The sequence below is a fragment of the Streptosporangium sp. NPDC002607 genome (assembly GCF_053592655.1).
Genome location: NZ_JBSFWD010000026.1, coordinates 14,117 through 40,283 on the forward strand (window position 1 = coordinate 14,117; position 26,167 = coordinate 40,283).

Below are 26,167 nucleotides of genomic sequence, written 5' to 3' on the forward strand. Positions count from 1 at the left end.
AGGCCGGTGAGTATGGCGATCGCGGGTTCGGGCGGCCGGGGGAGCTGGGGTCCGGGCGGTATGAGGACCGGGGGTTCGGGCGGCGGGGTCCGGAGGCCGGTGAGTATGGCGATCGCGGGTTCGGGCGGCCGGGGGAGCTGGGGTCCGGGCGGTATGAGGACCGGGGGTTCGGGCGGCGGGGTCCGGAGACCCGGGGGTATGGCGACCGCGGGTTCGGGCGGCGGGGTTTCGAGGCGGGACGGTACGGCGACCGCGGGTTCGGGCGGCGCGGTTCGGATGCGCGGCGACACAGGGATCGCTGGTACGGACGGCATGGGCGGGCGAGGCACGGCGGGCACCACCGGCACGGGCACCACCGGCACGGGCAGCGGCCGGGCCGGGCGGGTTGGTAGCGGCCTGGCCTGCAGTTTGAAACCGGGGCGGCAACGGTCTGTGGTGCGCGGCCGGTGCGACGCCGGTCCGCCGCCTGGGATCGGCGAGGGGACCGGAGGCCGGCGAGGGGCCTGAGGCCGGTATGGGGTCCGGGGCCGACGCGGTGGGCGGTCGCGCGCTGAATCGACAGGCCGGCGGTGACGTCCCAGGAGACGTCGAGACGCGAACCGGGCAGTCAGTCACTTCTTCTTTCCCCGTCGGACAACAGACCTGCGGGGTCACGTCACAGCGGGCACCGCACTCGCGCACGTCCTATGGAGGCCGTCGTCAGCCCGGTCGTGGCGATGATGTCGGCTGCTCCGAGGGAACGCGATGTCGGCGTGGCCGCCGGGGGACATTTCAGATTATTTCCGGAGACAGTCGCGCAACGTGCTCCCGAGGGGATCGCTTCTGATCGTTAATCACCTGTCCGGTCCGGGTATAGGCGTTTATGCGAATGTGTCCCCCCTCTGACCCAGAGTGAGGGGTGTACGCAGGTGAGCAAGGCGCGGGCCGGTCTGCTGGCCGTATTCATAGGAATGGCCGCGATCGGCGCCCTCCATCACGGGGGTTCGACGGGTGCGCGATCCGCGAGCCCCGCGGCCGGGCAGTCCGGCGACTCGGTGTCCAAAGGGCTCACGGGTTCCACCGCCGAACGGTCCGTGCACTCCACGGCCGAGCGTCAGGTGAGTCCGGCGGCCAAGCGGCTCGGACGCCGCGGGGCCGAGCCGATCATCATCGCGCACCGCGGGGCCAGCGCCTTCCGGCCCGAACACACGCTGCTCGCCTACACGGTCGCCATCTCGATGGGCGCCGACTACATCGAGCCCGATCTCGTCTCGACCAAGGACCACGTGCTGGTCGCCCGGCACGAGAACGAGCTCTCGGCGACCACCGACGTCGCGAGGCATCCGGAGTTCGCCGACCGCAGGACCTCCAAGACCATAAACGGCATCCGGCACACGGGCTGGTTCACCGAGGACTTCACCCTCGCGGAGCTGCGCACCCTCCGTGCCAGGGAACGCTTCCCCACGCAGCGTCGAGGCAACACCGCCTACGACGGGATGGAGAGAATCCCGACGCTCGACGAGATAGTCCAGCTCGCGCAGAAGCACGGCGTGGGCGTCTACGCCGAGACCAAGTTCCCCACCTATTTCGCCTCGATCGGGTTGCCGCTGGAGGAACCGCTGCTGGAGACCTTCCGGAAGTACGGCTGGGACGACGAGCGGGACCCGGTCTTCATCCAGTCCTTCGAGACCGGGAACCTCAAACGGTTGCATCCCCTCACCCGGCTCCGGCTCATCCAGTTCATCGGAGCGAACGGCGCCCCGTACGACCATGTGCGGGCCGGCGATCCGGCTACCTACGACGACATGGTCACCCCGGAGGGCCTGCGGGAGATCGCCGGGTACGCCGACGGCATCGGCGTGGTCACGAAGCGGATCGGCCCCCGTGATCCCGGCGGTTTCGAGAGCAGGCCGGTGTCACCCGCCGCGCTCGTCAGGAACGCCCAGCGAGAAGGGCTCCTGGTACACGCCACGACGGTTCGCAAACTCGCCGTGCGGCTCCGGGCGGACCTCAGGGGCGACAGCTCGGGCGGGCGCGCCAACGAGGAGGTGCGGAAGTGGCTGAGGCGTCTGTACCGGCTCAACCTGGACGGGGTGATCGCCGATGACCCCGGCATGGCGCGCGACGTACGGGACCGGCTCCAGGCCGAGGGCTGACCGTGTCCGCCGGCGCCGCGTCGGCCGCGGCCGAGGGGCACGTCACTCCGTCTCGGCCCTGGCCGGATAGCGCAGGATCCGGTCGTCGCCCTCGCGCACCTCACCGCGCCCGTCGGTGTTGGACGTGGTCAGCCAGAGCGCCCCGTCCGGTGCCACGGCGACCGTGCGCAGGCGGCCGTACCGGCCGACCAGTTCGGCCCGGGGTTCGCCGGTTTTCCCGTCGCGCAGGGGCACCGTCCACAACCGCTCCCCGCGTAGCGCCGCCACATACAGCGTGTTCCCGGCGATGGCGGCACCGGAGGGGGAGGCCTCACTCGTGGGCCACGTCACCAGCGGGTTGGTGAACTTACCGCCGCGCGTGTCGCCCTTGCCCTCCACCTCCGGCCAGCCGTAGTTGTGGCCGGGCTCGATCAGGTTGACCTCGTCCAGCGCGTTCTGCCCGAACTCGGTGGCGAAAAGGCGTCCCCGCTCGTCCCAGGCCAGCCCCTGGACGTTGCGATGGCCGAGGCTGTAGACCGGCGAGCCCGGCGTCGGGTTGCCGGGGGCGGGCCTGCCCTCCGGTGTCAGCCGGAGGATCTTCCCGTTCGGCAGGCGCGGATCCTGCGACGACTCCCGCTGCCCCGCGTCTCCGGTGCCGGCGTACAGCATGCCGTCCGGTCCGAACGCGATGCGGCCGCCGTTGTGGAAGGAGGCCTTGGCGATGCCGTCGAACAGCACCTCGGGTGTGGCGTCGCCAAGGCGGAAGCGCACGATCCGGTTGTCGGATTCGGCGGTGAGGTAGGCGTACACGTAACGGTCCCTGGCATAGCCGGGTGACACGGCCAGCCCGAGCAGGCCGCCCTCGCCGCTCGCGACCACGCCGGGCACCCGGTAGACCTCGCGTGGCCGCCCGCCGCGCCCCGGGACCTGGAGCACCCGGCCGCTGTCGCGCTCGGAGACGAGCGCGTCGCCATCAGGCAGGAACGCCAGCCCCCAGGGCACCTCGATGTCGCGGGCCATCTCCTTTCCCGCCTGGAGGTCCGGCACCCCGTCCGGCACCCTGCTCGGAGCCGGGCTGGAAGTCCCGCTCTCCCCGGGAGTGCCGCTCGCGCTCCCCGAGGTCGCCGGCGCCGCATTCGGGGGAGCCACCCCCTCGGCGGCCGGGTCGCCGGCGCAGGCGGCCAGCGTCGCCACCAGCATCGCCACCAGGCCGGCGGTCGGCACGATCCGGCTCGCGGTCTTCCTCATGGTCACCCCTTCTGCGGCCGAGCGCGCCGGCGACGGGCAGTCCTGGGCCGGTCAGTCCCGGCCTACTCGACCACTCTGCCCCATGCTCACGGTAGATCCCGCCCGACCGCACCTGTCGCGGCGATCTCCCCGAGATCGGCGGGGAAGGTCCCGTCAGCCGGTGTGCATGGCGGCCCGCAACCGATCGAGGGTGATCGGCAGGTCGCGCTGCCGGGAGCCGGTCGCGTGGAAGACGGCATTGGCGATCGCGGCGGCGGTGCCGACGATCCCCACCTCGCCGATGCCCTTGACACCGACGGGGTTGAGCTCGTCGTCGTGCTCGTCGATCCAGTGGGCCTCGATCCCGCGGACGTCGGCGTTCGACGCGATGTGGTAAGTGGCCAGGTCGTGGTTGGTGAAGTCACCGAAGCGGGGGTCCATCTGCAGGGCCTCGTGCAGGGCCATGGAGATCCCCATCGTCATACCGCCGAGGAACTGCGAGCGCGCCGTCCTGACGTTGACGATCCGGCCGGCCGCGAAGACCCCGAGCAGCCGCTCGATACGGACCTGCCCGCTGTCGACGTCGACCCTGACCTCGGCGAACTGCGCTCCGAACGAGTGGCGGGAGAACCGCCCCTGGGCGGCGAGGTCCTCGGTGGTGTCCGCCCGCGCCTGCAGCCCTTCGGCGGGGACCACCCCGGACCGCTCGTCGAGCTCCCTGACCAGGGTCCGGCACACCTTGCTCACCGCCCAGCTCCACGAGGCGGTGCCCATGGACCCGCCGGCGAACGGCGCGGGTCCGAAGACGCTGCGGCCCACCAGCATGGTGATCCGGTCCATCGGCACGCCGAGCTCGTCGGCCGCCACCTGGGCCAGCGCGGTGCGAGCCCCGGTACCGATGTCGGCCGCGGCGATCTCGACCACGAACCTGCCCGTGGGCTCGGCGCGGGCGGTCGCGGTGGACGCCATGGTGAAAACCGGGTAGGTCGAGGACGCGACGCCGGTGCCGACGAGCCACCGGCCCTGTCTGCGGACGCCCGGCGCCGGGTCGCGTCCGGCCCAGCCGAAGCGCGCCGCCCCCTCCCGCAGGCAGGCGATCAGGTTGCGGCTGCTGAACGGGAGGCCCGATTCGGGGTCCAGCGCGGGCTCGTTGACGATTCGCAGCTCGACGGGATCCATCCCAAGGGCGTACGCCAGCTCGTCCATCGCCGATTCGAGGGCGAACATCCCCGGAGCCTCGCCGGGCGCGCGCATCCACGATGGGGTCGGCACGTCCAGCTGTAGCAACCGGTGGGTGGTGTGGCTGTTGGGCGTCGCGTACATCATGCGGCTGGCCGCGACCGTCGGCTCGGTGTATTCGACGCGCTTCGAACTCTGCTGGAGCGCGTCGTGCCACACCGCGGTCAGCCGGCCGTCCAGCTCGGCCCCCAGACGCACGCGTTGCACGGTGGGCGTCCGGTAGCTGACGAGCGGGAACATCTGCTGCCTGGTCATCGCCACCTTGACCGGCCGCCCGACGGCGCGGGCGGCCAGCGCCGCCAGCACGGTCGGCGGGCGCGGTAGCGCCTTCGACCCGAAACCGCCGCCGATGTGGTCGGCGACGATGCTCACCGCGCCGTCGGCGAGGCCGAACAGCGCGGCGATCGCGGTCGCCGACATCCAGGGCGCCTGGTCGGCGTTGTAGAGGGTCAGGGTCTCGCCCTCCCAGAACGCGATCGTGGCGTGCGGTTCTATCGGGCTGGCATGCTCGGCCGGGGTCGTGTAGGTGGCGTCGATGCCGGCCGGTGCCGCGGCCAGGGCGCTCTCGGCGTCGCCCCAGTGGACGGTCCCGGGGAAACCCGCGTTGGCCTTCCGGGGCGAGAAGATCCGCGGGTTGCCCGGGCTCAGCACGACGTCGTGTTCCTGCTCGTCGTAGTCCACTCGCACCGCCGACGCCGCCTCGCGGGCGCCTTCCAGGGTGCTCGCGACCACGGCCGCGACGATCTGCCCGCGGTAGGCGACGTCGGCCGACTGCAGGACGGCCAGCTCGGCGTCGTCGGCGGGGTGCAGCCGGGAGACGTTGCCGCTGTCCAGTACGGCGATCACCCCCGGCAGGGCCAGTGCGGCGCCGCCGTGGACGGCGCGCACCCGGCCGCGGGCGATGGTGGCCTGTACGGGCCAGACATAGACGGCGTTCGGCACCGGGTACTCGTAGGCGTAGCGGGCCGCGCCGGTGACCTTCTCGCGTCCGTCGATCCTGGCCGGTGCCCCGCCCACCACCTTGTCGAGCGTGGTCATCGCCGTTCCCCTCCCACGGGATTCCCCGTGAGATCGCGTACGCTCGCCGCGATCAGGTCGGCGGCGAGCCCGATCTTGAACTCGTTTCCCGGCAGGGGGCGCGCCGACGCGAACTCCGCCTCCGCCGCCGCCAGCAGCAGTTCCCTGTTCGGCCGGTGACCGGCCAGCATCCGCTCGGCCTGGTGCGCCCGCCACGGCCGCGGGGCCACCCCGCCCAGCGCCAGCCGGATCTCCCGCAGCGACCCGCCGCCCTCCGTCGTGACCAGGGCCGCGACCGAGACCACCGCGAACGCGTAGGACCAGCGGTCGCGGACCTTGCGGTATCGCATGGCCGCGCCGTCCGGGGGCGGCGGCAGCTCGACACCGGTGATCAGGTCGCCGGGCTCCAGGACCGTCTCGCGATCGGGGGTGTCGCCGGGCAGCAGATAGAGGTCGTGGAGCGGCACCGCCCGCTCCTTTCCGCCCGCGAGCCTGATGTGCACCACGGCGTCGAGAGCGGCCATCGCCACCGCCATGTCGGACGGGTGGGTGGCCACGCAGCTGTCGGAGGTGCCGATCACACCCAGGTCGCGGTGACTGCCGCCGATCGCGGAACAGCCCGTACCCGGGTCGCGCTTGTTGCACGGCTTGGTGACGTCCTGGAAGTACGGGCAGCGCGTGCGCTGCAGCAGGTTGCCGCCGGTGGTGGCCATCGACCTGAGCTGTCCGGAGGCTCCGGACAGCACGGCCCTGGCGAGCATCGGGAAGCGCTCCCTGATGCCCCGGTCGCCGGCCAGGTCGCTGTTGCGCACCGTCGCGCCGATGAGCACGCTTCCGTCGGCCCGGTGCTCGATCCGGTCGTACGGCAGCCGGGTGACGTCCACCAGCGTCGCCGGCCGGGCCACGCCGAGTTTCATCAGGTCCACCAGATTGGTTCCGCCGGCCAGGAACATCGCGTCGGTGCCGTCCACGACGGCGGTGGCGGCGGCGCCGGGGTCGGTGGCGCGCTCGTAGGCGAAGGGTCTCATCGGTTGCCTCCGGGACTCGACCCGGCGACGTCGAGGACCGCCTCGACAACCCCGGCGTACGCCCCGCAGCGGCAGAGGTTGCCGCTCATCCGTTCGCGGACCTCTTCGGCGTCCAGGGCGGCGCAGGATGCGACACCGGCCGCGACGTCCTCGGTGACATGACTGGGCCAGCCCGCATCCGCCTCGGCGAGCGCGCCGATCGCCGAGCAGATCTGGCCCGGCGTGCAGTAGCCGCACTGGAAGCCCTCGTGGTCGAGGAACGCCCGCTGAACGGGGTGCAGGTCGTTCGCGTGAGCCAGGCCGGCGACCCCCTCGATGGTGACGATCTCCTGTCCGGTGGCGGTGACCGCGAGCGTCAGGCAGCTGTTCACCCGCCGGCCGTCCAGCAGGACCGTGCACGTCCCGCACTGCCCGTGGTCACACCCTTTCTTCGCCCCGGTCAGGCCGAGATGCTCGCGCAGCGCGTCCAGCAGGGTCACCCGGTTGTCCAGGGAGACGGAGTGGTCGGCACCGTTGATGCGCAGCGTGATATCGCTGCTGAACGCTTCGACTGCCATGCCGTTTATCCTGCCAATTACCCAATGAGAGTTGGATCACCTATTGATCTGAAAATCCAAAAGAAGCAGCAACCGTACTGCCGTGAAAATCACCGGCGGCTCGGGGAGATACCGGGATCGGCAGCTGTGCCGCGGACGGGTGTCAAGAGGCGGCCGCCGGAGCCCGTCAGTCCGGTCGCCCGTCGGTGACCAGCGCAGAGACGGAGGCTCGGTGCCGCCGGAGCCGCTGCTGCCCCTGGTCCAGCATCACCACGAAGATGATCAAGGATCCCTTGATGAGGATCTGCCAGAACAGCGACACGTCCAGGATCATCAGGCCGTTGACGAGGAGACCGATGACGACGGCTCCGACGAGGGTGCCCCGTACGGTGCCGCGTCCTCCGTTCAGCGTGGCGCCGCCGAGGACGACCGCGGCGATCGCGTTGAGCTCGAACGTCTCACCGACCTGAGGTGCCGCCACGGTCAGCTCCGAGGCGATGAGGAGACCCGCGAGCGCGGCGCAGCCGCCGGAGATCACGTAGACGACCGTCTTGACGCGGTTGATCGGGACCCCCGAGAGCTCCGCGGCCCGCTCGTTGCCGCCCGCGGCGTACAACCATCGGCCGAACGGTGTCCTGGTGAGCACCAGCATGACGGCGACGGACAGGACGATCATGATCCAGATCGGGGCCGGGATGCCGAGCGGGCGTGCGTTGCCGAGGAGGCCGAAGCCGGTGTTGCCGAGTTGGGGGCTGCCGTCCAGGTTGGTGTAGGTCAAGCCGCCGGAGATCAGCAGTGCGAGTCCCCGCGCCACGTACAGCATGCCGAGTGTCGCGATGAACGGCGCCACCTCGAACCGGGTGATGAGGACACCGTTCACCAGGCCGACGAGCATGCCGACCGCGACGCAGAGCACGATCACGCCCCACACGGGCGGGAAGGCGATCACGTCGACGAACCTGAGATCGAGACCTTCGAGCAACTCGCCGGCGACGACCCCGGAGAGCCCGATGACCGAGCCGACGGACAGGTCGATGCCGCCCTTGAGGATGACCAGCAGCATGCCGAGCGCGACCACCCCGTTGACCGCGATCTGCTCGGCCATCGTGATGAGGTTCGGCACGGTGAGGAACGAATCCGTCAGCATGCCGAAGAGCACGATCAGGGCCGCCAGCGCGATGAGCGCCCGGAACTCGGACAGGCTGTTCAGCAGGGACAGGCGGCGCGCCCGGGTCGCGATCCGCTCCGGCGGGGGGCGGCCCGGAGGCGCCGGTGCGGAGGGTGTTCCCTGAGGTGTCAATTCGCACCGCCCTCGGCCCTGTCGACGGTGACGCCGTCCAGCGCGCTCATCAGCTCCTCCCGGGTTATCGCGCCACGCCGGAAGTCGCCGGTGACGACCCCGCGGGCGAGCACCAGCAGCCGGTCGGGGATGTGCAGGGCCTCCTCGGCGTCGGACGTGGTGAAGAGGACGGCCAGGCCGTGTCGTGCTCGTGCCGCCAGAAGCTCGAAGATGTCGGCTTTGGCGCCGACGTCGACGCCGCGCGAGGGCTCGTCCAGCAGCAGTACCAGGGGATCGGTCAGCAGCGCCCTGCCGATGACCACCTTCTGCTGGTCGCCGCCGCTCAACGATTCGACGGGCGCTCCGGCGTCGTCCGTCCTGAGGGTGACGTCGGAGATCATCCGATCGACGGCGTCCAGTTCGCGCTCCCGGGAGACGAACAGCCGTCGGACGAACCTGTCCAGTCCGGCCAGGGAGAGGTTCTCCCCGACCGACATCGTCTGGATGAGGCCGTCGCGCCGCCGGTCCCGAGGGACAAGGACCAGGCCCCGGTCGATGCGGTCGCGGATGCTCGCGCTCTCCAACGGGACGCCCGAGAGCAGGACGTCACCCGACTGCGAGGGGATCCGGCCGGCGAGCGCCTCCAGCAGTTCGGTCAGGCCCGAGTCCACCAGGCCGTAGATCCCCACGATCTCGCCCTCCCCGACGGTCAGGGAGAGGTCGTCGATCACGAGATGACCGGGATTGGCCGGAGCGGCCACCGAGAGCCCGCGCAGGGTCAGCAGTTCCTCCTCTCGTGACTCCGCTCGTGACGGCGGTGGCTCCGCCTCGATGACCTGGGTGAGGCGTGCGAACAGGGCCTCCCGGTCGGGGCCGACCATCTGCTCCACGACCCACCGGATATCGACGGTCTTGGCGTTCGCGGTGGCGGCCAGCCGCCCGTCGCGCAGTATGACGACGTCATCGGCGATCTTCAGCACCCGGTCCGGTTGATGGGAGACGTAGACGACCGCGCCTCCGCTCGCGGTCAGCTCCCCGATGGCCCGGAACAGCGCCTCGACCTCCGGAGGAGTGAGCGCCGAGGTGGGCTCGTCCATGATCAGCACCCGGGCCTCCTGGAGGAGCGCCCGCGCGATCTCGATGATCTGCTGCCGGGCCGGGCTCAGGTCACCGACCAGCCGATCGGGATCCAGGTCCTCTCCCAGACTGTGCAGGATCGCCGCGCTGGTGGCCCGCTGGGAGGAGCGGTCGATCACCCAGGGGCCCCCGCAGATCTCGCGGGCCAGGAACAGATTGTCCTGGATGCTCAGATTGGGGAAGAGATTGAGTTCCTGAGGGATGATCGAGATGCCCCGGTAGGCGGCGTCGCGGGGAGACCGGAGCCTGACGGGCTCCCCGTCGAGTTCGACGTGGCCGGTGGTGGGCTGCTCGATCCCGGAGAGGATCTTCAGCAGGGTCGACGTGCCGGCTCCGTTCTTGCCGAACAGCGCGGTCACCCGACCGGCGGCGATGTCGAAGTCGACACCCCTGAGCACGTGTGTGTTCCCGTACACCTTGGTGACGTCGCGGGCGCTCAGGATTTTGGTCGCCGCGGTCTTCACGGCATCTCCTTGATCGAGACCGGGGTGATGGTCACGACGGAGGGGGTGAGGAAGTTGAAGGCACCGACGAAGGAGATCTCCTTGCCGTTCAGGTGCTCCGGGTCCAGGTTCTTGAGCAGATTCCTCCACAACTGGTTGTTCAGCGCGGTGGCGGCGGCGGCGTACTCCGCCTGGTTGCGGAACCGCCTGAATCCGATGCCGGCCGCGTCCCGCAGCGCCGTGCCGTTGACGGCAGGACCCACCTGCAACGAGACCCGGGTGCCGGGTGGCAGGCCCGGCACGGTCACGGGCATCAGCCCGGACTCCGCCACTCCGGCTCTGCCGGTGCCCTTGACCGCGAAGTTGTAGGGGCCGTTGCCCTGCCGGACGCCGTAGCGCCTGTCGGCCGCTCTCTTGTCGGTGGTCACGGCCTTCACCAGCACGGGCAGCTCGACCGCCCTCCTCCTGATCGCGGGCACGACCTCGCTCTCGTACGTCCGCGCTCCGAAGGCGGCCGGGTCGAACCGGGCGCCCGACGCCGCGACCGACTCCGCGGAGCGGTAATGGGTGCTGAGCCCGATGGCGGCCAAGAGGGCCGCCGTCAGGGCGGCGGCCACCCATCTCGCCGGGATCCGCCGGCGGGGCACCTGCCCGCCGCGCGCGTGTGCCGCAACCGGGGTGCTCATCACAAACCTCCAGCTCGGGAGGATGTCAAGACCCGTATACCCGTTCGCGCGGCTTCCACTGAATCCTCCCTGAACGGGAGCCGATCGAGCCGCCGGAAACCCTCACGTGTTCTGTCCTGCGGCGGCCACGACACCGTGCGGATCCCGGCAGCGGTCGGCTACTCACCGTGACTCCCATGCGCCATACCCTGTCTGTTGTTTGAAACTTCACCGATGTACGGTGTCGTTTGCTGTGGGATAGATGGGAATTTGTGTCCGTTTTGCCGACTCGCTCGCGCACCATGGTCTCTGTTCGTAGGATCTATGCCGAACCTTGACCAAAGCGTGTAAGCCTTAAGGGCCGGTGCGAGCCGGTCGATGGATCTGGAATGGGGAGAGACTGTGCTGAAGTCCAAGACGCGGCGGCGCGTCGCGGTCAAGACAGCCGCGATCGCCGCGGCGGGCGCGGGCGTTCTTTTCGGCGCGGTCCCTGCGGTCGCCTCCATGTACGCCGACCCCAACCCGGTCAGCTACGCCTGCACGCTCGGCGGCGTGTCGTCACCGTCGGCGACGTACACCTTCCAGATGGACCTCAGTGGCCCGACGGCGGCGGCGACCAACTCGCCCCTGGTGGCGACTTGGAAGATCGCTCAGCCCGCCACGGGGCTCACCGTCACCCCGACCGCGCCGGCCCCGGCGGGCGCGCGTGTCGTCATCGACGCGGAGGTGCAGATCGACGCCTCTCCCTCGCCGGTCCTGGCGCTTCCCTCCGAACTTCGCTCGCTCGCGGCCACCGCCGCTCCCCCGGCCGCCGGGCAGCCGATCACCGCACCTCCCCTGCTCGTCACGGTGACCCCCAGCGCGACCGGCGTGGTGGCCTTCCAGCCGGGTCCGTTCACCCTGTACCTGGACCCCGGTACGGGGACCAACGAGGCCGAGCTGCTCGACTGCGGTGTTCCGCTCAACTCGGCCGAGGCCAGCGCCGCCGCGCTGCGGGTGACCGTGGTAACGGGTTCCCCGAGTACGAGTACGAGCCCGAGCCCGAGTGCGAGTACGACTCCCAGCCCGAGTACGACCGCGAGTCCGAGCGCCACTCCCAAGCCGACGGTCACCGTCACCCAGACCAAGACCTCCGAGCCGGAAAAGCCCTCCTCCGATGGGCAGATCGACGAGACCCCCAACGGAGGGGCTGCTACGGGCGGTGGCGGGGACGCCGGCCCCGACGCCCGAATGATCATGCTCAGCGGTGTGCTGATGGTGGCGTTCGCCGGGATCGGCGGCATGGTGCTGCGGCGTCGCACCGCGGGCCGAGGCTGATCGGGGTGGCCGGATGAGCACCCCCCCGCCGGGCGGTCAACACCCCGGGCACGTGCCCCACTACCGGCCGGTCCCGGTCCAGCCGCAGTACCCGCACCCGTTCCAGCAGCAGCACGGCCCGCCCTACGGGGAGCCGTACGAGGAGTGGCCGCGAGGGGGACACCCCGACGGGCATCTCGACGGTGGGCGGGTGATGCGGTCGGTGCTCATCCTGGCCGGGATCGCCGGGGTGATCACGGTGCTGGTGGGCATGCTCTACGTGCTGGCCGCGCCGGAGGAGTACGGCATGGGCGAGCGCACCACGCTGCCCCCCAGAAATCAGGCCGCGGCGGCGCCGGTGAACCCGTACTTCCAGGCGCCCCCGACCGCGCCGCCGCCCCAGCCGAGCCTGCCGGCGGCCCCGGCCATGCAGCCCTCCAGCCCGGTCCGCCTGGTCATCCCGCGGCTCGGCGTCAACGCGCCGGTCAGATCCGTCGGACTCGACGGCAAGGGTGCGATCGAGGTGCCGCCGGTCAGCAACCCGAACCTGGTCGGCTGGTACCGCTCGGGACCCACGCCCGGCGAGGCCGGTCCCGCGATCATGCTCGGGCACAAGGACACGCGCATGGGAAGCGCGGTCTTCAGCCGCCTCGACGAGATCCGCAACGGCGACGTCATCGAGGTGCACAGAAAGGACGGCGTCATCGCCGTCTACACCGTCGGCGGGCTGGAGCAGGCGGACAAGTCGGTGTTCCCGACACAGCGGGTGTACGGCGAGTCGCCGAACCCGCAGCTGCACCTGATCACCTGTGGCGGCACCTATGACCGCACGACCGGTCATTACACGGACAACGTCATCGCCTACGCGACCATGACGAGCACCAGGATGGCCTGAGCGATACCGCCCAGGTCAGCGCAGAGCTCCTGATATTTCGCAAAAGGGTGGGGGTGTCCTCTCGGTGGAGAGGACACCCCCGGGTAGGGCGTGGATAAAAGTTCTGTTGTAACCTCCTACTGACCGAATGATGCTCGGTTTCGCAGGCAGCTCGGTTCACACGCAGGAGGCACTGTGGCAGAGGCGTACATCGTCGGGGCGGTCCGCACCCCGGTCGGCAAGAAGAAGGGCGGTCTGTCCACCGTCCACCCCACCGATCTGGCCGCGCACACCCTCGGAGCGCTCATCGAGCGTACGGGTGTCGACCCGTCGGCGGTCGAAGACGTGATCATGGGCTGTGTCATGCAGTTCGGCCCGCAGAGCATGGACATCGCGCGCAACGCGTGGCTGTCCGCAGGTCTCCCGGAGAGCGTCGCCGGTGTGACCATCGACCGCCAGTGCGGCTCCTCCCAGCAGTCGATCCACTTCGCGGCCCAGGGCGTGCTCTCCGGCACCCAGGACCTCGTCGTGGCCGCCGGGGTGGAGTCCATGAGCATCGTGCCCATGGGGTCGAGCATCAGCGCGGCGCTGGAGAAGGGCATGCCCTTCCCCTTCGGCGAAAAATGGGTCGAGCGGTACGGCAAGCAGGAGATCTCCCAGTTCCGCGGCGCGGAGCTGATGTGCGAGAAGTGGAACCTCAAGCGCGAGCAGCTGGAGCAGTTCGCGTACGAGAGCCACCAGCGGGCGGCCAAGGCCGTCGCGAACGGCTACTTCAAGGACCAGATCGCCCCGCTCAACGGTGTCGAGGACGACGAGGGCCCGCGCCCGGACACCACGCTGGAGAAGATGGCGTCGCTGAAGACGCTGCGGGACGGCGGGCAGATCACGGCCGCCACCTCCTCGCAGATCTCCGACGGCTCCGGAGCGATCCTGATCGCCTCCGAGCAGGCGGTCCGCGACCACAACCTGACCCCCAGGGCGCGCGTCGTCACCCTGGCGCTCACCGGCGACGACCCGGTCTACATGCTGACCGCGCCGATCCCGGCGACGCAGAAGGCGCTGAAGAAGGCGGGCCTGTCCATCGAGGACATCGACGTCACCGAGATCAACGAGGCGTTCGCCCCGGTCCCGCTGGCCTGGATCAACGACCTCGGCGCCGACCCGGCCAAGGTCAACCCGAACGGCGGCGCGATCGCCCTGGGCCACCCGCTGGGCGGCACCGGCGCGATCCTGATGACCAAGCTCCTGCACGAGCTTGAGCGGACCGGTGGCCGGTACGGGCTGCAGACGATGTGCGAGGGCGGTGGCCAGGCCAACGTCACGATCATCGAGCGTCTGTGACGCCGGTGCCCGCGGCCTCGAACCGCGAGGCACCGTGCGAGACGGGAAAGCCCCGGTCGGTGGACCGGGGCTTTTCGGTAGGTCAGCGACCACCCTTGCCGGGGATCCGGCGCGGCTGCCGGGTGGGCCTCATCGGCATGGGCGGCATCGGCATCCGCTGGGGCGCCGCGGGCACGACGTGCTCGGGCAGCGGGGTGTGGGTCTTGGTGGTCTTGGCGGACTTGGACTTGCCACTGCGCTTGCGGGCGGCATGAATTCGCATATGGACTCCTTGAGGAAAGTGACGACGCGGCGAGATCCCGGGTCGGACAACTCAGCTGCCGCGTCAGACGAACGGGGCTGAAACGCTGAGTGCGGGCGGATCAGCGAAGGCTGATCGACGCCGGCTCTTAGGAGTTGATCCACATGTGAATGACCTTACGGCGCCCCTGCCGAGGCGTGCAACCGATTTGTTTGCGCCCCCGGCCGCCCCCGGCCGCCCCCGGCCGTCACGCCGGGCACCGCGATGGCCGCGGGGGAGGGGACGGCGCGGGCGGAGATCACTTCGGCACGCGGGCGACGCAGAAGACGGTCTGCCCGAACGGCGGGCGGACGAAGCGCTCGATGAGGCGGGTGAGGGGTACCACGGTGCGGTCGTAGATCTTGACCAGGCGGGGGTCGGGGTAGCCGACACCGCCGCGGCGGACCGCGGCCCACCAGGCGATGCCGCCCAGGAAGTTGATCGGCTTGAGCACGTCGATGTCCAGGCCCGCACGAGAGACCGTGCTGCGCAGGGTGGCCGGGGTGTAGCGGGTGACGTGGCCGACCTTGCGGTCGAAGTCCCCATAAAGCTGCATGTAGCCCGGAACCCAGATGATGATCCGGCCGCCGGGGAGGGTGACCTTGGCGAGCGACCGCAGGGCCTCGACGTCCTCCTCGATGTGCTCCAGGACGTTCATCATCACGACGGTGTCGACCTTCTCGCCGATGGGGATCTCGGTCGGCAGGCCGAACTGGAGCACGTCGATGTCGTCGCGGCCCTCGAAGCGCTTCTGGAGCTGCTCCACGCAGTAGGGGTCGAAGTCGCTGACCACCAGCCGGTCGAGGCGGGGCAGGAACTGCTCGGCGAAGTGGCCAAGCCCGGAACCGATCTCCAGCATGGACCGGCCCACGTGTGGGGCGACCATGTCGAGCTCGTACTGCCGGTAATTCCTGGCCTCGTCCCCACCAAGGTGGTTCTCCAGGGCCTCGTCACCGGCCGCGGGTTGCACTACGCGGTCATACCCAGACATGCGGTTCCGTCCAGCTCGGTTAAGGAAAGGCCGCGGCGACAGGCCGCGGCCAGGGACAGCCAGAGTCTAATGGCGCTTCCCTCAAGGCGGCCCCTCAAACGATCCACAGGCAGTGCCGCCGGGAGCCGCGCCCGGGGGATCGGCCTCCGGGTGGGCTCGCCCCCCGATTACCGGCTCCGCCGAATCAGTTATAAAGCACCTGCATTTCCGCGTTTCACGCCGTACGGGGGAAGTTCGACCTCGATACGGCGGTGAGATTTGCACCGGGGGACAAGGAAATCCCCCTGGGGAATCACCGGCCGACCGGTCCGTGATTTGGGAGGAGTGCTATTCCCGGTAAGTGGAGAAGGAGCGCGAACCGATGGAACAGGTCCAATGGTGGCGGGGGAACCTGCCCGCGGAGACGGATGGCTTCATCGGCCGGGAAGGCGAGGTGCGGCGGCTGCTGAAGCTGCTGGCCGACACACCGCTGACCACGGTCACCGGTGTCGGCGGCATCGGCAAGTCACGGATCGCGATCAGGGCCGCACGCCGGTGGCACGAACACCACCCGGACGGCACGTGGCTGGTGGAACTGTCCGGCGAGCGCGACGGTGACCTGCTCGCCCACACGGTCGCGGCGGTCCTCGGCATCCCCGAGCGGTCCGCGCGGACGCAGGACGAGACGATCGTCGAGTTTCTCGCGGGCAGGAGGCTCCTGCTGCTCCTCGACAACTGCGAGCACCTTCTGCCCGCCTGCCGCGACCTCGTCGCCCAGATCCTGGCGGCGGCGCCGGGGGTGCGGATCATCGCGACCTCCCGCCGGCCGCTCGGACTGCCGCAGGAGGCGCTGCTGCCCGTCGGACCCTTCGACGCGCCGTGGCCGCAGGAGGAGGGGATGGCGGGGAACGACGCGCTCCGCCTCCTTCTCGACCGGGCCGCCGCCGCGGCGCCCGGCCTGGAGACGACCGAGACCGGCCTGGCGGCCGCGGCCAGGATCTGCCGGCGGCTGGACGGTGTCCCGCTCGCCGTCGAGCTGGCCGCCGGATGGCTGGGGGACATGCCGGTGGAGCGGCTCGCCGACCACCTGGAGAGCCGGTTCGAGACCCCGCCCGACAGCCGGGCGCCGGTGCCCCGCCACCAGACCGTACGCGCCGCGATCAGGTGGAGCCACGAGCTCTGCGGCCCCGGGGAACGCCTGCTCTGGGCCAGGCTCTCGGTCTTCGCGGGAAACTTCGGCACGGCCGACGCCGAGTGGGTGTGCGGCGACGAGCGCCTGAGGGACGTACCGGACCTGCTGGAAAGCCTGGTGCGGAGGTTCCTCCTGGTCCGGGTTCCCGGCGGCTACCGTCAGCCGGTCACGGTCAGGGAGTACGGCAGGGAGCGGCTCGCCCTGCTCGGGGACGAGGCCAGGCTGGCGCGGCGGCACCGCCACCACTACCTCGACCTGGCGCGCAGGGCCGAGACCGGCTGGTACGGCCCCGGACAGGAGGAGTGGGCCGCCCGCCTCGCCTTCGCCATGACCGACCTGCGCCTCGCCCTCGACCCCGCCTCCCCGGTGTCCGTCGAGCTCGCCGGCACGCTCTGGATCCTCTGGTTCTGCCTGGGCCGGTTGAACGAGGGCCGCCACCACATGGCACGCGCGCTCGAATCGGCTTCCGTCACCGACCCCCACCTGCCCAGACTCCTGTGGGCCGACGGCTGCGTGGCCATCGCCAGGGGTGAGCTGGAGCGGGGTCGCCGCCGGGCAGAGGCGGCGTTGTCCGCGGCCCTCGACTGGGGCGACTACGCGGCGGCCGGGCACGCCCAGCTCCGGCTGGCCAGCCGTGCCCTGTGCGCCGGCGCCCTCGACGAGGTCGAGCCGTGCGTCGAGCGCGTGCGCGAGTACTTCCGCAGGGCGGAGGCCGACACGGTCGGCGACCCCCTCGCCCTGGTGACCATGGCCATGGCGGTCACCTGGCGCGGCGAGTTCGACAGGGCCGTCTCGGTGCTCAAGGAGGTGCAGCGGCTCTGCGACGCGCACGGCGAGCGCTGGGCCCGCGCCTGCGGCGACTACGTCCTGTCCATCGCCCAGCTGGGGCTCGGCAGGGTGAGCGAGGCGGCGGAGGCCGCCCGGCAGTCGCTCGACGTCAAGTGGCGCCTGCGCGACGCGGCCGGCGTGGCGCTGGCCGTCGACCAGCTCGCGGTGATCGCCGCGGTCGAGGGCGACGGCCGCCGCACGGCCAGGCTCCAGGGGGCGGTGGTACGGCTGCGGGCCACCTTCGGGCTGCGGGGCCTCGGCTCGGCGGGCATGTCCGAGCCGAGAACCGTCGCCGAGCGGACGGCCAGGCAACTGCTCGGCGACGAGACCTACGACGCGATCTTCGCCGAGGGCTACGAGACCGACCCGGACGCGGCGGTCGCCTACGCCCTCCACTGAGCGCACTCGCCCGAGGGCTTTCGCGGGAGGGCCCGCATGCGGTGAAATCTCTCAGACATCCGCAAAGGAGCCCCCCGACGGACGACGACGAGGCGATCGCCCGATCGCTGGCAGGTGACCTGGACGCCTACGAGGTCCTGGTCGCCCGCTACAGCGTGCTCGCGCACCGCACCGCGGCCATGCTCGGAGCCGCCGACGAGGCCGAGGACGTGGTCCAGGAGGCGTTCGTCAAGGCGTACCGCAACCTGACGTCCTTCCGCCGCGGCGCGCCGTTCCGGCCCTGGTTGCTGCGGATCGTGGCGAACGAGACGCACAACCTGACCCGCTCCCGAGGTCGCAGGGACAAGCTGGCCGCGCGGCTCACCGAGGCCGTTCCGCCGGTGGGTGAGGGCCCCGAGGAGGCGGCCGTCACCACCGACCGGCGGGCGCGGCTCCTCGACGCGGTGCGTACGCTGCCCGAGCGGGAACGCGAGACCGTCGTCTGTCGGTATCTCCTTCAGCTGTCGGAGGCCGAGACCGCCCAGGTGCTCGATCTTCCCGTCGGCACCGTCAAGTCGCGGACCTCCCGTGGCCTGGCCCGTCTGCGCGAGGAGGTGGCACGTGACCTCATCTGACGACCTCGAAGCCAGGCTCCTCGACCTCGGCGAGTCCCTCGACGTCCCCTCCCCGCACCCCGCCGAGGTCGCGCGGGCCGTACGGGCCCGCCTGGAAGTGCCCGCCCCCGAGGCACCCGCGGTCACGGGTGGCCGGGGAGTGCTCCGGCGGGGGTGGGGGGCGCTGCGGGCCGGCGGGCGGGCGCGGAGGCGGGCGGCGGTCGCCGCCGTCGCGATCCTCGTCGCGCTGCTGCTGGGGGCGACGCCCGCGGGAAGGGCGGCGGTCGCGGAGATCCTGCGCTTCGCGGGCGTCGAGCTCAGGATCGGCGACCCCGGGCCCCTGCCCTCCTGGGCGCCCCAGCCACTGCCGGGCGAGCGGCGGGTCACCCTGGAGCAGGCCAGGGAGCAGGTGGCGTTCCCGATCGCCGTCCCCGCCGCGCTCGGCGAGCCCGCCGAGGTCAGGGTGGGCGACGGCGGCCGGGTGGTCTCGCTGCTCTGGCCCGGCCTCAGGCTGGACGAGTACGACGGTAGCCTCCTGCTCGTCTTCCGCAAGGAGCTGGGACCCCCCTGGCCGCTGGAGACCCGGGTGGGCGACGCGGAGGCGCAGTGGATCCCGGCCCCACACGGCCTGACCTACCTGCCCCGGCGCGGCGGCGAGGCCGAGGCCCGCCCCCGCGCGGCCGGGCCCACCCTCATCTGGCAGCGCGGGCAGGTCGGCCTGCGCCTGGAGGGGGCCGGGGACATCGGCCGCGCCGAGGAGATCGCCCGCTCAGTCCGCTGAGGCCAGCCAGTCGTCGACCCCCTGGAGGAGCTTCTTGCGCACCGCCTCCGGTGCCGCCGACGCCCGTATCGACTGGCGGGCCAGCTCGGCCAGCTCCGGGTCGGAGAAGCCGTACACCTGCCTGGCGAGCTCGTACTGGGGCAGCAGTCTGGCGCCGAACAGCAGCGGGTCGTCGGCGCCCAGTGCGATCGGCACCCCCGCCTCGAACAGGCGCCGCAGCGGCACGTCCTCGGCCCGCTCGGCCACCCCGAGACCGACGTTGGAGGTCGGGCAGACCTCGCACGTGATCCCCCGGGCGGCGAGGCGCTCCATGAGCTGTGGCGACTCGGCCGCCCGCACCCCGTGCCCGACCCGGTCGGCGTCCAGCACGTCGACGCACTCGGCCACGCTGGCGGCGCCCAGCAGCTCCCCGCCGTGCGGCACGGCCAGCAGCCCCGCCCGCTTGGCCAGCCGGAAGGCCCCGTCGAAGTCACGGGCCCGGCCGCGCCGCTCGTCGTTGGAGAGCCCGAACCCGATCACGCCCTGGTCCATGTAGTGCGTGGCGAGGCGGGCGAGGGTCTTGGCGTCGAGGGGGTGGCGGGTGCGGTTGGCGGCCACCACGACCGCGATCCCTATTCCCGCGTGGTCGGCGGCCCTGCGCGTCGCGTCGAGCATCAGCTCCATGGCCGAGGTGAGCCCGCCGAACCTCGACGCGTACCCGGACGGGTCGATCTGGATCTCCAGCCAGGCCGACCCCTCGGCCGCCTCGTCCTCGGCCGCCTCGCGCAGCAGCCGGTAGACGTCGCTCTCCCGCTGCAGGACGGAGCGCGCGATGTCGTACAGCCGCTGGAAACGGAACCAGCCCCGCTCGTCGGTGGCGCGCAGCCGAGGCGGCCAGTCCTCCTCAAGCGCGTCGGGAAGGTGTAAGCCGTGTTCGCGGGCCAGCTCGACGAGGGTCGAGTGCCGCATGGAGCCGGTGAAGTGCAGGTGCAGGTGTGCCTTGGGCAGTTCGCTGAGGGGACGTGGCATTTCAATAGAGTGCCGTACCTTCGGTGACCCCCGGTGTTCTTTGGTCCCGGCCTGACGGTCCGCTCGCGCGCCGCGGAGGGCGAAAGGGGACCTGTATGGCGGAAGGCGACGAGGAGGTTATTTCGGGGCGTGTGTGGCCGCCTTCCTGAAGTGCCCGCCCTTGTCGCATCCCCCGCTATATCGAGGAAATCTAGGAAACGGGCTTTCAGTGGACCATGTCTCCGTGCGACGGTAGATGCACACGTTGTCAGGACGCTGGGGCTGCCATGAAAGCGGACGTCTTCGTCGGCAGGGAGACCGAACTCGCCGACGTCTCCGCACTGCTCGAAAGGGTGCGGCACGTCACGCTGACCGGTCCGGCCGGATCCGGGAAGACCTGCGTCGCCCTGCGGCTGGCCCGCACCCTCGAACCCCGGTTCCCGGACGGCGTCCACATCGTGGAGCTGTCGGAGGCACCCGGCGACCTCGACTCCCTGGCCGAGGCGTTCGCCGACGCGATCGGCGTCCGCCGCAGGCCGGGCGTTCCCGCGCTGCGGGCGCTGGTCGACGAGCTCGTCACGCGCCGGACCCTGCTCGTCCTCGACACCTGCGACCGCGTCGTCGGCGTCACGGGCATCCTGGTCGGCCTGCTGTTGCGCTCAGTCGAGGGACTACGTGTCCTGGCCACCAGCAGGCAGCGGCTGGGCCTGCCCGGCGAGCACCTCTACCCGGTCGGCGGTCTGCCCGACGCCGACGCCGTCAGCCTGATCGACACCCTCACCGCCGGTCTGATCGGCGGCCCCGACGCGGCCGAGCTCTGCGGGCGCCTCGACAACCTGCCGCTGGCGATCAGGCTCGCCGTGGCCGGAGGCGGCCCCGGGATCCTCGACGGGCTGGTCACCCTCGACGGCCGCCCGCTCTCCACGGCCGGGCTCGCCGCCTTCGACGGCCGCATGGCCTCACCCGACGAACTCGCCGCGGCCTTCGAGAGCCGTACGGCCCCCTCAGCCGGTCGCGGGACCCACGGCGAAGGGCACGACGCGGAACCGCACCGGCTCCCCTCAGCTCCCCGGCGGCACAGCTCCATGCGCGTCGCCCTCGGCTGGAGCCACGAACTCTGCACCCCGCCGGAACGCCTGCTGTGGGCACGGGCCTCGGTCTTCGCCGGCACCTTCGACATCGAGGCCGCCGAGGAGGTCTGCGCCGGCGGCGTCCTCGCCGCCAAGGACATCCTGGACGGCCTGCTGGGTCTGCTCGACAAGTCCGTCCTGGTCCGCGAGGAGGGCGAGAACGGGGTCCGCTACCGCCTGCTCAACACGGTCCGCGAGTTCGGCCTGGTCTGGCTCGACCGGCTCGGCGAGACCGAGGAGATCCAGCGCCGCCACCGTGACCACTTCCTCGCCCTGTCCGCCCGCGCCGAGATGAGCTGGCAGGGCCGCCAGCTCGAGTGGTACCGCAGGCTGGTCCTCGAATGCGGCAACATGCGCGGTGCCATCGAATACTGCTACTCCCGGCCGCAGGAGTACCGCCGCGGTCTCGACCTGGTCGGCAACCTGTGGTTCCTGTGGGCGTGCTGCGGCATGCAGGCACCCGGCGACGACCTCCTCCAGCGCGGCCTCGACCTCGACCGCACGGCCAGCCCCGAGCGGGTCAAGGCGCTCTGGGTGCACGCCTGGGTCTCGATCCAGCGCGGCGACCTCGAACGCGCCGAGCGCATCCTCACCGAGTGCGCGGCCGAGGACGCCAACGGCTACGCCACGGCCTACGTCAGCCAGTTCCAGGCCCACCTGGCCGTCGTCAGGGGCGACGTGGGCGAGGCCCTGCGGCTCATCAAGCACGCCCGGGTGCGCCACCGCTCCACCGGCAACGTCTTCCCCGGCTTCCTGCCCACCTACACGGTGGTCGCCACCGCCATGATGCTCGCCGGCCACCACGAACAGGCCGTGTCCATCCTGCGGGAGGGACGTGAGCTCTGCGAGTCCTGCGGCGACTACTGGACCCTCATCCGCCTCGACCTCCTCCTGGGCCAGGCCGAGCACCTCCTCGGCAACCCCGCGTCCGCCGCGGAGTCCGCCCGCGGCTCCCTGCGCGGAGGCCGCCTGTTCGGCGACACCATCTCGCTGATGGAGGCGCTGGAGGTGTTCGTCGTGATCGCCGAGTCATCCGCCGACGACACCTTCGCCGCCATCATGTTCGGGGCCTCCCGCGCCGCCTGGAAGAACGCCGGGGTCCCGCCCAGCCGCTCACCCATGATCGCGAGCCTGATCCGTACGTCCGAGCTGAGGCTGCGCGGGCGCCTGGGCCGGGCGGAGTTCGACCGGCTGGAGGAACAGGGAGGTTCGATCAGCCTGCGCGACGCGGTGGAACACGCGATCCAGGGGAATCTTTCTTGACGCCGCGCGGCAACCTGCCGGTCGCGATGAACAGTTTCTTCGGACGCGCCGCCGAGCTTGACGAGATCACGAAACTCCTCACCGGAACGCGCCTGCTCACCCTGCACGGCGCCGGGGGCGTCGGCAAGACGCGCCTCGCCCTCCAGGCGGCGCGGAGCGTCCGCGACGACTACCCCGACGGCGTCTGGGTGGCCGAACTCTCCTCGGAGACGGACGGCGACCTGCTCGCCGGCAGCGTCGCCGGGATGTTCGGCCTGCGCGCGAGGGCCGGACGCCCGGCCCTCGCGTCCCTCGTCGAGTTCCTCGCCGACCGGCGGCTCCTGCTCGTCCTGGACACCTGCGAGCACCTCGTCGGTCCCTGTGCCGCCATGGTCACGGCCATCCTGACCGGCGCGCCCGACGTCCAGATCATCGTGACCAGCCGCCAGGAGCTCTGCCTGCCGTACGAGGTCGTCATGGGCGTCGATCCCTTTCCCGTCCCTCCGCCCGAGGCCGCCGACCTCGCGGGGTACGACGTGATGAGCCTCTTTCTGGACCGCGCGACGGCCGTCGCCCCCGGGCTGCGCACGGACGAGCGGGCCATGATGGCCGTCGCCAGGCTCTGCCGGAGGCTCGACGGCGTCCCGCTCGCCATCGAGCTGGCGGCCGGCCACGCGCGTGGCCTGTCGGCGATCCAGCTCGCCGACCAGCCCGAAGACCGCTTCAAGCTGCCGGCCGACGGCGAGGGAGTCCTCGTACGCCACCACACGCTGCGCACCGCGGCCGGCTGGAGTCACGAGCTCTGCACGCCCGCGGAACGCCTGCTCTGGGCCCGCCTGTCGGTCTTCGCGGGCACCTTCGACGAGGAGTCGGCACGCGGCGTCTGCGCGGACGAGTGCCTGCCCGACGTGGCCGGCGTGCTCGCCGTACTCGTGACCAAGTCCGTCGTCACCCGCGTGGGTGATCGCTACCGCCTGCTCGACACCATCAGGGACTACGGGCGCGACTGGCTCGACGAGCTGGGCGAGGGCGCCCTGATGCGCCGCCGCCACCGTGATCACTACCTGGCCGCCGCCCACCGCATGGACGCCCAGTGGTGCGGCCCCCGCCAGCTCGAATGGGCACGCTGGGCGCGCGGGGAACTGTCCAACATCCGCGCGGCACTCGACCGCTGCCTCGCGGGCGGCGACCACCGCACCGCCCTGGAACTGGCCGGAGCCCTGTGGGTTCTCTGGTGTCACCTGGGCCTCGTCCGGGAGGGCCGCCACTACCTCGACCGCGCACTGGCCGCCGTCCCGGCCCCGGACCGAGCCAGGTCAAGACCACTCTGGGTCGCCGCCCACCTCGCGCTCCTCGCGGGCGACATACCCCTGGCGCGCAGGCGGGCCAGGGAGAGCGCCGAGAGCGCCCGGCGCCACGGCGACGGCGAGACCGAGGCCCACGCCCACCTCCGCCTCGCCGGAGCCTGCCTGCTCACCGGCGACCTGGAGGGCGCGCGGGGGTACGCGCTGCGCGGAGCCGCCGGGTTACGGCAGGCCGAGCCCGGCTCGTCAGGCCTGTTCTCCGTTCCCCTCCTCCTGGCCATGGCCGCCACGTTCGGTGGCGACTTCGACAGGGCGGTGGAGATCCTGCGCGAGACGCGCCGGCACTGCGAGGCGCGTGGAGAGCTCTCCCAGCGAGCCCTGAGCGACTACATCCGCTCTCTGGCCCTTCTGGGCCGGGGGGAGGTCGCCGAGGCCTCAGCCGCGGCCAGGGCGGCGCTGGAGGTCAACTGGCGGCTGCGAGACGTGGTCGGCGGCGTGCTCGCCATCGACCAGCTCGCCCGGATCGCCGTGGCCGCGGGTGACGGCTCCCGCGCCGCCTGGCTCCTCGGCGCCGCGCAGCGCATCTGGATCACCTTCGGGCTGCCCGGCCTGGGGGCCGACACCATGACCGGGCTCCGCGAGGCCGCCGCGGCCCGCGCCGAGGGGCTGATCGGAGAGACCGCCTACGCGCTGGCCTTCGCCGAGGGGGCGGCCTCCCACTTCGAGTCCGCGGTGACCTACGCCCTGCGCGCCTGAGCCGGACTCATCCGGCGGGCACGGAGGCCGTCCGCTCGCCACCCCGCCGGCCGGAGCCCGACCCGGCGGGGGTGCGGCGGCCACTCGTCTCCCGCCGCGGGAGGCGTTCAGCGGGCCTGGCTGAGGAACTTGACGATGCGGCCCACGCCCTCGACCAGGTCGTCGTCGCCGAGTGCGTAGGACAGGCGGAAGTAGCCCGGGGTGCCGAACGCCTCCCCGGGGACGACCGCCACCTCGGCCTCCTCCAGGATGAGCTCGGCCAGCTCGGCGGAGGTCGCCGGACGGCGGCCGTCGAAGTCCTTGCCCAGCAGTTCCTTGACCGAGGGGTAGGCGTAGAAGGCGCCCTTCGGCTCGGGGCAGAACACGCCCGGGATCTCGTTGAGCATCCGGACCATGGTCTGGCGGCGGCGGTCGAAGGCCTCGCGCATCTGGGCCACGGCCGACAGGTCGCCGCCGACGGCGGCCAGCGCGGCGATCTGGGCGACGTTGGAGACGTTGGAGGTGGCGTGCGACTGCAGGTTGGTCGCGGCCTTGACGACGTCCTTGGGGCCGATCAGCCAGCCCACCCGCCAGCCGGTCATCGCGTAGGTCTTGGCGACGCCGTTGAGGATCACCACCTTGTCGCCCAGCTCGGGGGCCACCGTGGCGATGCTCGCGAACGTCGCGTCGCCGTAGGTCAGGTGCTCGTAGATCTCGTCCGTGACGACCCACAGGTCGTGCTCGGCGGCCCAGCGGCCGATCTGGGCGACCTGCTCGGGGGAGTACACCGCGCCGGTCGGGTTGGACGGGGAGACGAACAGCAGGACCTTGGTCCGGTCGGTGCGCGCCGCCTCCAGCTGCTCCACGCTCGCCAGGTAGCCGGTGGTCTCGTCGGTCACCACGTCGACCTGGACGCCGCCGGCCAGCTTGATCGCCTCGGGGTAGGTGGTCCAGTAGGGGGCGACGACCAGCACCTCGTCGCCCGGGTCGAGCAGCGTGGCGAACGCCTCGTAGACGGCCTGCTTGCCACCGTTGGTGACCAGGACCTGGGCCGCGTCGACCTGGTAGCCGGAGTCGCGGAGCGTCTTGTCGGCGATGGCCTGCTTCAGCTCGGGAAGGCCGCCGGCCGGCGTGTACTTGTGGAACCTGGGGTTACGGCACGCCTCGACGGCCGCCTCGACGATGTAGCCGGGAGTGGCGAAGTCCGGCTCGCCGGCGCCGAAGCCGATGACCGGGCGGCCTGCCGCCTTCATCGCCTTGGCCTTGGCGTCCACGGCCAGCGTGGCGGACTCTGAGATCGCGGAGATGCGTGTTGAGATGCGGGGACGGGTCATACCTCCATGGTTACAGAACTGTGCCGCTGTTCCCGCCGGGTATCCACTATCCGGACGGCTCGCTCCGGCAGGCCCGAGCCCCGGGGGGAGATTCGCTGAGCTGGGTGATCGCCCTCCGGTTCGACGAAGTGAGCAATCACACGTAGACTCCGGCATGTTCTTTCCGCCGCATGCGTGAACCGGCGGTCAAGACCGT

20 protein-coding genes are annotated in these 26,167 nt (G+C 71.4%); 9 read left to right on the forward strand and 11 right to left on the reverse strand.

Going from position 1 to position 26,167, the window contains the following annotated elements:
• Positions 1-908: 908 nt before the first annotated feature.
• A complete protein-coding gene (locus ACWD3H_RS26890) occupies positions 909-2,135 on the forward strand; it encodes a glycerophosphodiester phosphodiesterase family protein (RefSeq protein WP_355558476.1) in 1,227 nt (408 codons plus the stop codon).
• Positions 2,136-2,177: 42 nt separating this feature from the next.
• On the opposite strand, the gene ACWD3H_RS26895 is transcribed toward ACWD3H_RS26890, so the two are convergent.
• The 7 genes from ACWD3H_RS26895 to ACWD3H_RS26925 form a co-directional block, all read right to left on the reverse strand.
• Positions 2,178-3,362, reverse strand: a complete 1,185-nt coding sequence (locus tag ACWD3H_RS26895) for a PQQ-dependent sugar dehydrogenase (protein ID WP_451956970.1) — start codon at positions 3,360-3,362, stop codon at positions 2,178-2,180.
• Between the two features lie 153 nt (positions 3,363-3,515).
• Positions 3,516-5,618 carry a xanthine dehydrogenase family protein molybdopterin-binding subunit gene (locus ACWD3H_RS26900; protein WP_451956971.1) on the reverse strand — a complete coding sequence of 701 codons (2,103 nt, stop codon included), beginning with the start codon at positions 5,616-5,618 and terminating at the stop codon, positions 3,516-3,518.
• Positions 5,615-6,625 carry an FAD binding domain-containing protein gene (locus ACWD3H_RS26905; RefSeq protein ID WP_451956972.1) on the reverse strand — a complete coding sequence of 337 codons (1,011 nt, stop codon included), beginning with the start codon at positions 6,623-6,625 and terminating at the stop codon, positions 5,615-5,617. Before ACWD3H_RS26905 ends, ACWD3H_RS26900 begins: the two co-directional genes overlap by 4 nt.
• Positions 6,622-7,182, reverse strand: coding sequence for a 2Fe-2S iron-sulfur cluster-binding protein (locus ACWD3H_RS26910; protein ID WP_355558487.1), 561 nt, complete (start codon positions 7,180-7,182; stop codon positions 6,622-6,624). The genes ACWD3H_RS26905 and ACWD3H_RS26910 overlap by 4 nt, the downstream gene beginning before the upstream one ends.
• 166 nt (positions 7,183-7,348) lie before the next feature.
• Positions 7,349-8,461, reverse strand: a complete 1,113-nt coding sequence (locus ACWD3H_RS26915) for an ABC transporter permease (protein WP_451956973.1) — start codon at positions 8,459-8,461, stop codon at positions 7,349-7,351.
• Positions 8,458-10,041, reverse strand: a complete 1,584-nt coding sequence (locus ACWD3H_RS26920; RefSeq protein ID WP_451956974.1) for a sugar ABC transporter ATP-binding protein — start codon at positions 10,039-10,041, stop codon at positions 8,458-8,460. The genes ACWD3H_RS26915 and ACWD3H_RS26920 overlap by 4 nt, the downstream gene beginning before the upstream one ends.
• Positions 10,038-10,706, reverse strand: a complete 669-nt coding sequence (locus ACWD3H_RS26925) for a DUF2291 family protein (RefSeq protein ID WP_451956975.1) — start codon at positions 10,704-10,706, stop codon at positions 10,038-10,040. Before ACWD3H_RS26925 ends, ACWD3H_RS26920 begins: the two co-directional genes overlap by 4 nt.
• Before the next feature lie 381 nt (positions 10,707-11,087).
• Here ACWD3H_RS26925 and ACWD3H_RS26930 point away from each other — a divergent pair, with 381 nt between their 5' ends.
• The 3 genes from ACWD3H_RS26930 to ACWD3H_RS26940 all read left to right on the forward strand — a co-directional run bounded on the left by ACWD3H_RS26930 (position 11,088) and on the right by ACWD3H_RS26940 (position 14,196).
• On the forward strand, positions 11,088-12,002 hold the full coding sequence (locus ACWD3H_RS26930) for a hypothetical protein (protein WP_451956976.1): 915 nt from the start codon (positions 11,088-11,090) through the stop codon (positions 12,000-12,002).
• A 13-nt stretch (positions 12,003-12,015) separates the two neighbouring features.
• Positions 12,016-12,876 carry a class F sortase gene (locus ACWD3H_RS26935; protein WP_451956977.1) on the forward strand — a complete coding sequence of 287 codons (861 nt, stop codon included), beginning with the start codon at positions 12,016-12,018 and terminating at the stop codon, positions 12,874-12,876.
• Between the two features lie 174 nt (positions 12,877-13,050).
• Positions 13,051-14,196, forward strand: coding sequence for an acetyl-CoA C-acetyltransferase (locus tag ACWD3H_RS26940; protein WP_355558504.1), 1,146 nt, complete (start codon positions 13,051-13,053; stop codon positions 14,194-14,196).
• An 82-nt stretch (positions 14,197-14,278) separates the two neighbouring features.
• On the opposite strand, the gene ACWD3H_RS26945 is transcribed toward ACWD3H_RS26940, so the two are convergent.
• Positions 14,279-14,458 (reverse strand): hypothetical protein, encoded by a 180-nt coding sequence (locus tag ACWD3H_RS26945; RefSeq protein ID WP_451956978.1) that lies wholly within the window; start codon positions 14,456-14,458, stop codon positions 14,279-14,281.
• Positions 14,459-14,735: 277 nt separating this feature from the next.
• Positions 14,736-15,446 carry a class I SAM-dependent methyltransferase gene (locus ACWD3H_RS26950; RefSeq protein WP_350911335.1) on the reverse strand — a complete coding sequence of 237 codons (711 nt, stop codon included), beginning with the start codon at positions 15,444-15,446 and terminating at the stop codon, positions 14,736-14,738.
• A 382-nt stretch (positions 15,447-15,828) separates the two neighbouring features.
• Between ACWD3H_RS26950 and ACWD3H_RS26955 the strand changes: the two genes are divergently transcribed.
• From ACWD3H_RS26955 to ACWD3H_RS26965, 3 genes are read left to right on the forward strand one after another with little or no spacing between them, the layout of a single operon-like run.
• Positions 15,829-17,865, forward strand: a complete 2,037-nt coding sequence (locus tag ACWD3H_RS26955) for an ATP-binding protein (RefSeq protein WP_451956979.1) — start codon at positions 15,829-15,831, stop codon at positions 17,863-17,865.
• Between the two features lie 41 nt (positions 17,866-17,906).
• Entirely contained in the window at positions 17,907-18,479 is a 573-nt protein-coding gene (locus ACWD3H_RS26960) for an RNA polymerase sigma factor (protein WP_451956980.1), read from the forward strand.
• Positions 18,466-19,239: a hypothetical protein gene (locus tag ACWD3H_RS26965; protein WP_451956981.1), complete on the forward strand. Its 774-nt coding sequence runs from the start codon at positions 18,466-18,468 to the stop codon at positions 19,237-19,239. The genes ACWD3H_RS26960 and ACWD3H_RS26965 overlap by 14 nt, the downstream gene beginning before the upstream one ends.
• Here ACWD3H_RS26965 and ACWD3H_RS26970 read toward each other — a convergent pair.
• Entirely contained in the window at positions 19,228-20,247 is a 1,020-nt protein-coding gene (locus tag ACWD3H_RS26970; RefSeq protein WP_451956982.1) for an adenosine deaminase, read from the reverse strand. The genes ACWD3H_RS26965 and ACWD3H_RS26970 overlap by 12 nt on opposite strands.
• A 266-nt stretch (positions 20,248-20,513) precedes the next feature.
• Here ACWD3H_RS26970 and ACWD3H_RS26975 point away from each other — a divergent pair, with 266 nt between their 5' ends.
• Positions 20,514-22,619 carry an ATP-binding protein gene (locus tag ACWD3H_RS26975; protein ID WP_451956983.1) on the forward strand — a complete coding sequence of 702 codons (2,106 nt, stop codon included), beginning with the start codon at positions 20,514-20,516 and terminating at the stop codon, positions 22,617-22,619.
• Positions 22,616-24,658, forward strand: a complete 2,043-nt coding sequence (locus ACWD3H_RS26980; RefSeq protein WP_451956984.1) for an ATP-binding protein — start codon at positions 22,616-22,618, stop codon at positions 24,656-24,658. The genes ACWD3H_RS26975 and ACWD3H_RS26980 overlap by 4 nt, the downstream gene beginning before the upstream one ends.
• A gap of 107 nt (positions 24,659-24,765) precedes the next feature.
• Here ACWD3H_RS26980 and ACWD3H_RS26985 read toward each other — a convergent pair whose 3' ends face one another.
• Positions 24,766-25,971 carry a pyridoxal phosphate-dependent aminotransferase gene (locus ACWD3H_RS26985; RefSeq protein ID WP_451956985.1) on the reverse strand — a complete coding sequence of 402 codons (1,206 nt, stop codon included), beginning with the start codon at positions 25,969-25,971 and terminating at the stop codon, positions 24,766-24,768.
• Positions 25,972-26,167 lie beyond the last annotated feature (196 nt).